This is a genomic window from Cryobacterium sinapicolor, assembly GCF_004403465.1.
GTDB classification, from domain to species: domain Bacteria; phylum Actinomycetota; class Actinomycetes; order Actinomycetales; family Microbacteriaceae; genus Cryobacterium; species Cryobacterium sinapicolor.
Window position 1 is genome coordinate 93,388 of sequence record NZ_SOGQ01000026.1, and the last position, 11,163, is coordinate 104,550.

Sequence of the window (11,163 nt, forward strand, 5' to 3'; positions counted from 1 at the left end):
CGCCGAGGCCCGGCCCCTGAAAGGCTCGAATGCCCGAACTGCCCGAGGTGGAGGTCGTTCGCGCCGGACTCGCACCGGCCGTGACCGGAGCCGTGATCGCCGGCGTCGAGGTCTTCGAGGAACGTTCGCTGCGCCGCCATGATCGCGCTCGCGGGCCGTTCGCCGAACTGCTGACGGGCCGAGGCATCCACGCAGCCGTGCGCCGGGGCAAATTCCTTTGGCTGCCGCTGGACTCCGGACAGGCCCTGGTCGCGCACCTCGGGATGAGCGGGCAGGTGCTGCTGCGCAGCCCCGGCTCCGAGCCGGACCGGCAGCTGCGCATCCGTCTGGCGCTCGAGCATCCGGAACACGGGGAGCTGTGGGTCAACTTCGTCGACCAGCGCATCTTCGGCAGCATGGCCGTCGACTCGATGCAGCCCACCCCCGACGGCCTGGCGGCTGGGTACTCCGGCCGTTTCGGTGGCGCGGTCGGTGGGTCCGGTGGATCCGGTGCTGTCGGGATGTCCAGCGCTGATTGCGCCTGGTCGGCATTGATCCCGTCGCAGGTGGCGCACATCGCCCGGGACCCGCTCGATCCGGGCTTCTCGGCTCCGCTGTTCCTGGCGGCGCTGGCCCGCAAGAAGACCGGCATCAAGCGGGCGCTGCTCGATCAGACCCTGATCAGCGGGATCGGCAACATCTACGCCGACGAGGCCCTCTTCGCTGCCCGCCTGCACTACGAGCAGCCGGCCGACTCCCTGTCCCCCGCGAAGGCGCGGGCGCTGCTGGCTGCGGTGCGCAGCATCCTGAACCGGGCGCTGGCCGAGGGCGGCACCAGCTTCGACGCGCAATACGTGAACGTCAACGGGCAGTCCGGGTATTTCTCGCACAGCCTGTCCGCCTACGGCCGGCAGGGATCGCCCTGCCCGCGCTGCGGCACGCTGCTCGTGCGCCGCCAGTTCATGAACCGCAGCTCACACCTCTGCCCGCGCTGCCAGCGGCTCCGCTGACTCCCGCCACGACTGCCGCCCGCCGGCGCCGCCGCTGCTGCCGTGCTTGCTGCCGCTGCTGCCGTGCTTGCTGCCGCTGCTGCCGTGCTTGCTGCCGCTGCTGCCGTGCTTGCTGCCGCTGCTGCCGTGCTTGCTGCCGCTGCTGCCGTGCTTGCTGCCGCTGCTGCCGCTGCTGCTGTTGTTGCTTCGGCCGTCGGGCTGAACGAATTCGACGGAGATTTTGCTTGGAACCGGGCTAACAGCATCCGTTTTGGCTCGTTTTAGGCAGAATCTCCGTCGAATTCGTTAGGGGCTCGCCGGCCTGTGGCGGGACCGGTGCCCCTACCACCAAAGGATCATTTGGCTGTCAGGTCAGGTCAGGTCAGGTCAGGTCAGGCCGGGACGGGATACTGCTCTGCCATCCGCACCACCTGATGCTCCACAATCAGAATGTGGACGATCATCCGCACCGGGACGCAGTATTGGATGCGGCCACCGGTCCAGGTCGACCCGGAACAGACGCTGATCCCACTGCCGAGCAAGAGGAACTGAAACTGGAAGTTCGGTCTGTGGTCTCGACGGTCTCGTCGGGCTCGACCACCGGGACGGGTGACCCACGCGAGCCCAGCCGGCGTGCGGCATCCGTGTGCACGCAAATCTGGAAATAGGTCGTCCCAGGCTGGGGTGAACGGCGTACGGCCTAAATCTCCGCAGTGAGTGACGAGATGACGGTGGCCCGGTTCACAGGGCAGGCGGGCGCGGGTCAGTGGGCGTCGCGGCGCCAGGCTCCCTCGTAGCCCATCGGCGCGAAGCCGATGGCCTCGTTGACGGTGAGCATGTGCCGGTTCTCCTCGGCGTTGAAGGTCGTCACCGACGGATGCCCCGGGCGCTCCGCCGCGAGCAGCTCCAGGTTCGCCATCTTCAGCAGCATGCCGAGGCGGCGGCCGCGATGCTCCCTCAGCACGAGGGTGTCGTCCTGGCTGACCGCGCGGCGGGAGTCCGCCGGCACCTCAAGCTCGGTGAACCCCACGAGGTGGCCGCTCGGGCCATGCAGCACCGCCGAGGTCAGGGAGGTACGCGGGCCGGCCGCGGCCTTACGCTCCTCCTGGAGGATGCGCTCGGGCGTCCAGAGCTGCTCGGGCTCGGCGAGGCCGGCGCTCGGGGCATCCGTGCTCATGCGCGTGTAGAGCAGGGCCAGATCGGGCAGCCATTCCGGCGGTGTGCGGTCGACCCACTGCAGCACGGAATAGTCGGGACCGGCGTGGGCGGCGGCCGCCTCGCGGAGCCGGCGGCGCTCAACGGGGTCGACGGGCAGGGCCAGCCGGCTGGCGCGCACGACCTGTTCCAGGTGGTAGCCGCGGCCCCGCAGAAACCGCACCTCGGGGTTGCCGAGCGGAACCGAGCCGAAGCCGGTGGGGGAGGGCAGGCGCTCACCCGGTGCATCCGGTGACGGGGTGTAGACGATCTGCACGCGGCGGCACTCGGCGCGCGCGATCGCCTCGAACCGATCGACGAGGGCGGAGCCGATGCCGCGCCGGCGGTAGGCCGGGAGCACCTGTACGGCCAGCCAGGCGTGGTCGGCGGAATCCTCCGGCAGTGTTTCGTAGTCGCCGCACCCGACGATGCGGCCGGCATCGCGGGCCACGAACAGGCGTCGGCGCTCCCAGCCCTGGTTGAGCCAGCCGGGCAGGGTCTCCTCGGCGGTCAGCGCCAGATCGGAGGTGCCGTATGCCTCGGACTCGACCTCGGTGCGCACCTTGTTCGCGGCCGCGAAGTCGGGCCAGCCGGCTGCCCCCGGGGCGGCGGGGATGACGAGCTCGTCGATGTCGAAGCGGAGAATAGCCATGATCGGCCAGAGTAGCTCCGCCCCGCCGCCTGGGACCAGCCCCCGCCGTCGCCGTGCCGAGTCCGTGCTGAGTCCGTGCTGAGCCCGTGCCGAGTCCGTGCGGATCCCCCGCCGAGTCCCGCCTGAACGAATTCGACGGAGTTTTTGCCAAAATCGGAAACAATGGCTCTGTTTCAGGGCGGATTCGGCAGAATCTCCGTCGAATTTGTCAGGGCCCGCGCCTACCGGGCGGTGTCGGTGGTGTCCGGTACCGTTGTCGGAGGCGGCGCGTCGGGCGGCCGCGGCTCGGATGGGCAAAGGCAAGCAACCGCAAGCAACCGCAAGCAACGGCAAGCAACGGCAAGCGACGGCAGGCAACGGCAAGCAACGAAGGGGGGCGAAACCGTGTATCTGAAAAGCCTCACCCTGAGGGGCTTCAAGTCCTTCGCCCACCCCACCACGTTCGCCTTCGAACCCGGCGTCACCTGCGTGGTCGGCCCCAACGGTTCGGGCAAGTCCAACGTCGTCGACGCCCTCGCCTGGGTGATGGGTGAGCAGGGCGCGAAAACCCTCCGCGGCGGCAAGATGGAAGACGTGATCTTCGCCGGCACGTCCACCAAGGGCCCGCTCGGCCGGGCGGCTGTGACGCTGACCATCGACAACACGGATGGCGCGCTGCCGATCGACTACACCGAGGTCACCATCTCCCGCACCCTCTTCCGCAACGGTGCGAGTGAGTATGCGATCAACGGGCGCACCTGCCGACTGCTCGACGTGCAGGAACTGCTCAGCGACTCCGGACTCGGCCGGGAGATGCACGTGATCGTGGGGCAGGGGCAGCTCGACGCCGTGCTGCGCGCCAGCCCCGAGGAGCGGCGCGGGTTCATCGAGGAGGCCGCCGGCATTCTCAAGCACCGCCGACGCAAGGAGAAAACCCTCCGCAAGCTCGACGGCATGCAGGCCAACCTCACCCGCCTCAGCGATCTGGCGGGGGAGATCCGCCGGCAGCTCAAACCTCTCGGGCGCCAGGCGGACATCGCCCGGGAGGCGCAGACCATCGCCGCCGTCGCCCGCGACGCCCGGGCCCGGCTGCTCGCCGACGACGTGGTCACGCTGCGCACCGCCCTCGACGCGCTCGGTCGCACCGAGAGCGAGCGGCACGCCGAACGCCTGGTGTTGACCGAGCAGCTCGAGACCCGGCGGCGGCGCCTGCACGGGCTCGAACAGGAGCAGGTCGGCGATGCCGTCGACCTGGCCCGACGCACCAGCTTCGGCCTCGAATCCGTGCAGGAACGGCTGCGCGGCCTCTACACCCTCGCCAACCAGCGGCTGGCACTGCTCGGATCGCAGGCCGAGTCCGTCGACGCGGGCCCCGGCGTGACCACGGCCATGCTGACGGATGCCGCGGCCGAGATCGACACCCTGCGGAGCCGCATCGACATGGCCGACTCCGCCTGGGCTGCCGCACGCGCGGCCACCGAGGAGGCCCGCGGCCGCCTCGACATCCTCGACGAACAGATTGCCGCCCAGGCCGTTCTGGTCGCCCAGCACGACCTGCACCTTTCGCAGCTGACCGGTCAGGCCGAGACCGCCGCGGGCAGGCTGGCCTCCGTGCGGGGCGAGGTGCTCCGGCAGCAGAACGCCCTCGACGCCGCGCGTAGCCGGGTCGACACGGCTGCGGAACACCTCGCGGGGCTCGCCGCGGCCGCCGCGGCCCTCGAGGCGGCCGTCGTGGACGCCGGCGAGAGTCCCCCCGACCAGGCCGCCGCCGAGGCCCGAGCCGCCGTCGCCGAGTCGCAGGGCGAGGTCGAACGCCTGCGCGACGAACTGCACCTTGGGGAACGGGAAAGGGACGCCCTCGCTGCTCGCGCGGGGGCCCTGTCCCTCGCCCTGGACCAGAAGGACGGCTCGGCGGCCCTGCTCGCCTCGGCGCCCGCGGGCATCCGGGGTCTCGTGGCCGAGCATGTGCGCGTGCGTCCCGGCTACGAGACCGCCATCGCGGCCGCCCTCGGCTCCCTCGCCGACGCCGTGCTCGCCGACACCCGGAATGCGGCCGTCGACGCCATCGTGCGCGCCCGTACCGACGATCTCGGGCGGGTCGAGCTGATCGTGGCGGGCGCGACCGTCGAAGACGGCAGGGTCGAGATCACACCCGCCGACGCGCTGCCCGACCTTGCAGCCTCGCCCGGGCTGCTCTGGGCGGACGCGGTGATCGACGCGCCCCCCGGGGTGCTCGGCCTGCTCCGGCGCACGGTGATCGCCGACGACCTCGACGCCGCCCGCGCAGCCGTGGACCGATTCGGGCCCGCGGACCCCGCTGCCGTGCCGCTCACCGTCATCACCCGGGCCGGCGACGTGCTCAGCGACACCGTGTTGCGCGGCGGCTCCGGTGCCCGCCGCAGCCGGCTCGAACTCGTCGCGGACCGTGACGCGGCCGCCCACTCCCTCGCCGCGGTGCACTCCCGGCTCGAGCAGGTCGTCGCCGACCTCGCCGAGGCCCGCACGCTCTTGTCCGCCCAGCAGGACGCGTCCCGGGAAGCTGCCGCCCGGGTGCGGGAATTCGAGTCCCGCACCTCCGTGCAGGCCGAGAAGGCCAGTCGGGCCACCGTGCGGCTCGAGGCGGCCACCGCCGAACTGAACCGGCTCTCCGCCGCACTGCTGCTCGCGGCCGAGACGGTCGCCGACGCGGAGACTGCGAGCGAGACGTCCCGCGCCGCGCGCGACGAGCAGCGAGCCCGGCCGCGCCCGGTGCTAGACACCGGATCCCGGGACGCGCTCTACGCCGCTCTCGAGGCCGCGCGTGAAGCCGAGGTCGAGGCCCGGCTGCAGGCCGAAACCGCCCGCGAACGCGTGCGAGCCGGTCAGGTCCGGGCCGACGCTCTCGCGCAACAGCAGAGCGCCGAACGGGCGGCGGCCGAGGCGGCAGCCCGGCGTGCGGTCATCCGTCGACGTCAGGTGGATGCCGCCAGCCGGGTGGCCGAGGCGCTCCCTCTGGTGCTCACCTCGGTCGACGCCTCCGTCAGCGAGGCCCGGATTCGCCTGGCCGCTGCCGAGGCGGAGCGCAGCAGCCAGAACGAAGAACTCGCCGCGCTGCGCCGTGAAGACGGTGCCCTGCGCGCGCGGTTGCAGGCCGTCACCGAGACCGTTCACGGCCTGGAACTGGCCATCTACGAGAAGAAGCTGCACTTGTCCGGGCTGCTCGAACGCGCCGTCAGCGACCTCGGCCTGACCGAGGACGTGCTCGTGGCCGAGTACGGTCCCGACCAGCCGATCCCGAGGTCGGTTCCGGGCCCCGACTCGCACGCCGAACCCGACCGCTTCGACCGGGACGATCAGAAGCGCCGCCTCGCCGTCGCCGAACGCCGCTACGCCCAGCTCGGCCGGGTGAACCCCCTGGCCCTCGAGGAGTTCGCGGCGCTCGAGCAGCGGCACCGGTTCCTGACCGAGCAGCTCACCGACCTCACCAACACGCGCCGCGACCTGCTCACCATCATCGAGGAGATCGACGAGAAGATGGGCGTCATCTTCGGCAGCGCCTTCGACGACACCCAGGCGGCATTCGCCGAGGTGTTCCCGGTGCTGTTCCCGGGCGGGAGCGGCAGCATCCGTCTCACCGATCCCGACAACCTGCTCATGACCGGCATCGAGGTTTCCGTCAAGCCGGCCGGCAAGAAGATCGAGCGGCTCTCGCTGCTGTCCGGCGGGGAGCGCTCGCTCGCCGCCGTGGCCCTGCTGATCGCCATCTTCAAGGCCCGCCCGAGCCCGTTCTACATCATGGACGAGGTGGAGGCCGCCCTCGACGACGCCAACCTCGGCCGGCTGCTGACCATCTTCGAGGACCTGCGCACCACCAGCCAGCTCATCGTCATCACCCACCAGAAACGCACGATGGAGATCGCGGATGCCCTGTACGGCGTTTCGATGCGCCTCGACGGGGTCTCGGCCGTGGTCGGCCAACGCATCGCCAAGGACGACGAGCAGGCGTCCTGAAAAGTCGACGCTGATCGCCGGTGATCGCGGCTGACTAGCGCAGCACGGCCAGGAGCCGCGCGCACGCCTCCTCGACTCGGCGGCAGGCCATGCTGCAGGTGTGCCAGCCCGGATGCAGCTCGGCCATGTACTCGCAGGCCGCGAGGGACGCCCGGGCGGCTTCGCGGCAGGTCTCCAGCAGGGCTATGGTCGTCGGGCCGTCCTTGCGGACGTGCCAGGACAAGAGCCGGATCGTCGACGAGCACACCTCGATGCAGTCCAGGTCGGCGAGGAAACAGCGGGTGACGTCACCGTTGCCATCGATGCGGAGGCAGGCGTCCGCGCAGTCCTCGCTCACCGCCACCAGGGCGTCGCACGCGGCGACGCACCGGTTGATCCCGGTGCGAGCACTGTCGGGTCCTGTGCTGGCTGCCATGCCGACACAGTAGTCCTGGACCTGGTGACTGTCGGGGGGTGGCGTGTTCCGGCTCGGCTACCGATACCCGAATCGGAACGCAGACCCCCGGCGCTCAAGGCGTCGGGCGCGACCGGTTCGGCCCACCCGAACCGAGCAGGCTGCGGACCAGAACAACCACCTGCGCGACGATGCCGATGGCCGCACCACGACCGGGCGCCCGCTTTCGGCGCGCACGGCATCCGACAAGTGTGCGCGAGGTCTGAGCCGTCACCCCACCATCCTGCCGGGTCGGACTGCTCGTGTGACGGTATGAGCCACGGTATCGCGCGGCGTGCGCGCCGGCTGCGCCGCTCCGCGCGTGGCACGCCACCGGCGCAGCGGCGCAGTCACCTCGCGAGCCATAGGCTGTAGTCATGGCAGAACGCACCCCCTGGTCTCTCTCCGGCGCACTGCGCGGCATGTTCGCGAAGAAGCTCATCGACGCCGAGACGTGGGAAGACCTCGAAGACGCGCTCATCCAGGCCGACTTCGGTCCCAGCATCACCGAGGCGGTCGTGGCCGACCTGCGGGCCAAGGTCGCCAGGTACAACACGACCGACCCGGCCGACCTGCAACGGATGCTGCGCGAAGGCCTCGAGGAGCGGCTCTCCAAGCTCGATTCCACCCTCAATCTCAGCGCCCGGCCCGCCGTCGTGCTCGTCGTCGGCGTCAACGGTGTCGGCAAGACCACCACGATCGGCAAATTCGCGAAGTTCCTACGCACCTACAACCGCAGTGTGCTGATCGGGGCGGCCGACACGTTCCGCGCGGCCGCTGTGGAACAGCTGGCTACCTGGGCCGAACGTGCCGGCGCCGACATCGTGCGGCCGCAGGCCCACGGCCAGGACCCGGCATCCGTCGCTTTCCAGACCGTCGAGCGGGCCATGAAGGACGGCACCGAGATCGTCATCATCGATACCGCCGGGCGGCTGCAGACCAAGGGCGGTCTGATGGACGAGCTCACCAAGATCCGCAAGGTGATCGAGAAGCAGACCCCGATCGCCGAGGTACTCCTCGTTCTCGACGCGACGACCGGCCAGAACGGTCTCGCCCAGGCCGAAGCCTTCATCCAGCACGCCGGCGTGACCGGGCTTGTGCTCACCAAGCTGGACGGATCCGCGAAGGGCGGCTTCGTGCTGGCCGTGCAGGAGAAGACCGGCATCCCCATCAAGCTCGTGGGCCAGGGCGAGGGCATCAACGACCTCACCGGCTTCACGCCGCACGTTTTCGCACAAAAACTCGTCGGATAGGACAGCCATGACCATCGAACACGATTTCTTCGGAATCCTCGGCAGCGACGACGCTGGCGAGGTCTATTGGTCGGATTCGGCCGAACTGGGCGACCAGGACGTGCAGATCGACCTGAGCTCACCCGACGAGGAGTCCGTCTCGGCGGAAGCGCTCGACATCGCCGCGGCCATGGTCAACGACATCGAGGAACTCGACTCCCAGGCCCGAGAATCACTCGTGGCCGACCTCAGCAAAGAGGGCTCGGTGACCGGCGCCTACATCACGACCGAACTCGACGAGATGGATCCCGAGGTTCTCGACGACGCCTTGATCTGGGACTCCGGCGACAAGCAGATCGATTTCCTGCGCTCCATCCAGCTGCAGCGGATCGGATTCCACCCGCACCACTTCCGCAGCGAGGAGCACTTCGCGGTGCTCGAGTACTCGATCAGCCCCGATGACACCGATGCCCTGCTCGTGGTCACGATCGACGTGCACGGCGACCCCGTGCTGATTGCCGTCGAGCAGTAGCAGTAGCAGTAGCAGTAGCAGGCGCCGGGCCGGGCCGGGCGGGCGGCGGCGCTCGCTACTGGATGGTGCCCTTGGCCGGGTCGCCGAACGGTACGTTCTGCAGCACCTTGACGTCGGTGGGGACGGCCAGAGCGTCATCGGTGAGCGCACCGAGCTCGGCGATGCCCGCGCCGGTCGCGTGCACCGCGAGGTCGGCGGCGCTGGCCCAGCGTTCGACCATGACCACGAGGTCTCCGTCGGTGTGGGCGGCATACAGTTCACAGCCGGGTTCCGCGTGCACCGTGGGGGAGACCACGGCGAACGCGTCGAGGAGCTCCTGGCTGCGACCGGGCTTCGGGGTGAGAACGGCGACGACGACAACGGACATGGTGACTCCTGACTTCGGATGCGGTTTGCGCACCCGAACAACCGTAGGCTCCGCAACCGGTTAAACTGAACGCATCATGGCTACTTTTGGAAACCTCTCAGATCGCCTGGCCGAGACGTTCAAGAATCTCCGCACCAAGGGCAAGCTCAGCGCGGCGGATGTCGACGGCACCGTTCGCGAGATTCGGCGCGCGCTGCTCGACGCCGACGTCGCCCTCGAGGTGGTCAAGGACTTCACCGGCAAGGTGCGCGAGCGCGCACTCGGCGACGAGGTCAGCAAAGCGCTGAACCCGGCGCAGCAGGTCGTCAAGATCGTCAACGAGGAGCTCGTCGAGATCCTCGGCGGCCAGCAGCGCCGACTCGAATTCGCCAAGAAGCCGCCGACCATCATCATGCTCGCCGGCCTCCAGGGGGCCGGAAAGACCACCCTCGCCGGCAAGCTCGCGAAGTGGCTCGCGAAAGACGGCCACACGCCGATCCTGGTCGCGGCCGACTTGCAGCGCCCGAACGCGGTCACCCAGCTCGAGGTCGTCGGCGCCCAGGCGGGTGTGCCCGTCTACGCGCCCGAACCCGGCAACGGCGTCGGCAACCCGGTCAAGGTCGCCCGTGACGGCGTCACGTACGCCCAACAGAAGATGCACGACGTGGTCATCGTCGACACCGCCGGACGCCTCGGCGTCGACGCGGAGATGATGAAGCAGGCCGCGGACATCCGTAAGGCCATCGACCCCGACGAAGTGCTGTTCGTGATCGACGCCATGATCGGCCAGGACGCCGTGGCCACCGCTAAGGCGTTCCAGGACGGCGTCGACTTCACCGGCGTGGTGCTCTCCAAGCTCGACGGTGACGCGCGAGGCGGTGCGGCCCTGTCCGTGGCCTCGATCACCGGCCGTCCCATCATGTTCGCGTCCACCGGTGAGAGCCTCGACGACTTCGAGCCGTTCCACCCCGACCGCATGGCCAGCCGCATCCTCGACCTCGGTGACATCCTCACCCTGATCGAGCAGGCGCAGGGTGCCTTCGACGAAGACGAAGCGCGCAAGATGGCGGAGAAGTTCTCCACCGACAGCTTCACGCTCGACGACTTCCTCGGGCAGATGCAGCAGCTGCGTAACATGGGCTCGATCAAGAAGATGATGAGCATGCTCCCGGGCGCCGGCGCCATGAAGCAGCAGCTCGAGAACTTCGACGAGCGCGAGATCGTGCGCACCGAGGCCATCATCCAGTCGATGACCAAGGCTGAGCGCACCACCCCGAAACTGTTGAACGGATCCCGTCGGCTGCGCATCGCCCGCGGCGCCGGATCGACTGTGACCGAGGTGAACCAGCTCGTGTCCCGGTTCGAGCAGGCCGCCAAGATGATGAAAACGGTCGCCAAGGGCGGCATGCCCAACATCCCCGGCATGGGCCCGGTCCCCGGCGGAATGGGCGGGGGCGGCCGCGGCAAGCCGCAGCCCAAGAAGAAGGGCTCGAAGTCGGGCAACCCGGCCAAGCGCGCGGCGGAAAACCTGGCGCTCGCGTCCGGTGAGAAGCCTGCCGGTGCGGGCCCCGCTGCGGGCGGCGGCACGGGCTTCGGCCTCGGCGGCGCCAAGAAGGCCGGCGGTCCCACCGAAGACGAGATGGCCGCCCTGCAGAAGATGCTCGGCCGCTAACACTGCGCGGCCGGCCATGCTGCTCGGCCGGCCGGCTCGGCCGGCCATGCTGCTTGGCCGGTCATGCTGCGCGGCAGGCCGGCCGGCCTGCGCGGCCTGCGCGGCCTGCGCGGCCTGCGCGGCCTGCGGGGCCTTTCCGGCCTGCGGGGCCTGCGGGGCCTTTCC

The 11,163-nt window shown here is 69.9% G+C and carries 9 protein-coding genes; 6 read left to right on the plus strand and 3 right to left on the minus strand.

Annotated elements, in window-relative coordinates; translation table 11 throughout:
• Positions 1-29 precede the first annotated feature (29 nt).
• Both E3T28_RS05945 and E3T28_RS16785 read left to right on the plus strand, forming a co-directional pair.
• Positions 30-989 carry an Fpg/Nei family DNA glycosylase gene (locus E3T28_RS05945; RefSeq protein WP_134428836.1) on the plus strand — a complete coding sequence of 320 codons (960 nt, stop codon included), beginning with the start codon at positions 30-32 and terminating at the stop codon, positions 987-989.
• Between the two features lie 46 nt (positions 990-1,035).
• The gene (locus E3T28_RS16785) at positions 1,036-1,191 is read left to right on the plus strand and encodes a hypothetical protein (RefSeq protein ID WP_166786937.1); all 156 of its coding nucleotides are present in this window, start codon (positions 1,036-1,038) and stop codon (positions 1,189-1,191) included.
• A gap of 540 nt (positions 1,192-1,731) precedes the next feature.
• On the opposite strand, the gene E3T28_RS05955 is transcribed toward E3T28_RS16785, so the two are convergent.
• Complete coding sequence (locus E3T28_RS05955; protein ID WP_134428837.1) at positions 1,732-2,814, minus strand: GNAT family N-acetyltransferase; 1,083 nt, start codon at positions 2,812-2,814, stop codon at positions 1,732-1,734.
• Between the two features lie 384 nt (positions 2,815-3,198).
• Between E3T28_RS05955 and smc the strand changes: the two genes are divergently transcribed.
• Positions 3,199-6,783, plus strand: a complete 3,585-nt coding sequence (gene smc / locus E3T28_RS05960) for a chromosome segregation protein SMC (RefSeq protein ID WP_134428839.1) — start codon at positions 3,199-3,201, stop codon at positions 6,781-6,783.
• Between the two features lie 34 nt (positions 6,784-6,817).
• Here the strand turns inward: smc and E3T28_RS05965 are convergent, their stop codons facing one another.
• Positions 6,818-7,198, minus strand: a complete 381-nt coding sequence (locus E3T28_RS05965) for a four-helix bundle copper-binding protein (protein WP_134428841.1) — start codon at positions 7,196-7,198, stop codon at positions 6,818-6,820.
• 395 nt (positions 7,199-7,593) lie between these two features.
• Between E3T28_RS05965 and ftsY the strand changes: the two genes are divergently transcribed.
• A complete protein-coding gene (ftsY, locus tag E3T28_RS05970) occupies positions 7,594-8,469 on the plus strand; it encodes a signal recognition particle-docking protein FtsY (RefSeq protein ID WP_134428843.1) in 876 nt (291 codons plus the stop codon).
• A 7-nt stretch (positions 8,470-8,476) separates the two neighbouring features.
• Positions 8,477-8,980 carry a DUF2004 domain-containing protein gene (locus E3T28_RS05975; RefSeq protein ID WP_134428845.1) on the plus strand — a complete coding sequence of 168 codons (504 nt, stop codon included), beginning with the start codon at positions 8,477-8,479 and terminating at the stop codon, positions 8,978-8,980.
• 55 nt (positions 8,981-9,035) lie between these two features.
• Here E3T28_RS05975 and E3T28_RS05980 read toward each other — a convergent pair whose 3' ends face one another.
• The gene (locus E3T28_RS05980) at positions 9,036-9,347 is read right to left on the minus strand and encodes a putative quinol monooxygenase (RefSeq protein WP_134428847.1); all 312 of its coding nucleotides are present in this window, start codon (positions 9,345-9,347) and stop codon (positions 9,036-9,038) included.
• 76 nt (positions 9,348-9,423) lie between these two features.
• On the opposite strand from E3T28_RS05980, the gene ffh reads away from it, so the two are divergent.
• Positions 9,424-10,998 (plus strand): signal recognition particle protein, encoded by a 1,575-nt coding sequence (gene ffh, locus E3T28_RS05985; RefSeq protein ID WP_134428849.1) that lies wholly within the window; start codon positions 9,424-9,426, stop codon positions 10,996-10,998.
• The last annotated feature ends 165 nt before the right edge of the window (positions 10,999-11,163 follow it).

What these genes read in the sequence shown, in the direction of transcription:
- E3T28_RS05945 (WP_134428836.1), top strand. Translation starts at nt 30, where the DNA reads ATGCCCGAACTGCCCGAGGTGGAGGTCGTTCGCGCCGGACTCGCACCG.
- E3T28_RS05955 (WP_134428837.1), bottom strand. Translation starts at nt 2,814, where the DNA reads ATGGCTATTCTCCGCTTCGACATCGACGAGCTCGTCATCCCCGCCGCC.
- E3T28_RS05965 (WP_134428841.1), bottom strand. Translation starts at nt 7,198, where the DNA reads ATGGCAGCCAGCACAGGACCCGACAGTGCTCGCACCGGGATCAACCGG.
- ftsY (WP_134428843.1), top strand. Translation starts at nt 7,594, where the DNA reads ATGGCAGAACGCACCCCCTGGTCTCTCTCCGGCGCACTGCGCGGCATG.
- E3T28_RS05975 (WP_134428845.1), top strand. Translation starts at nt 8,477, where the DNA reads ATGACCATCGAACACGATTTCTTCGGAATCCTCGGCAGCGACGACGCT.
- E3T28_RS05980 (WP_134428847.1), bottom strand. Translation starts at nt 9,347, where the DNA reads ATGTCCGTTGTCGTCGTCGCCGTTCTCACCCCGAAGCCCGGTCGCAGC.
- ffh (WP_134428849.1), top strand. Translation starts at nt 9,424, where the DNA reads ATGGCTACTTTTGGAAACCTCTCAGATCGCCTGGCCGAGACGTTCAAG.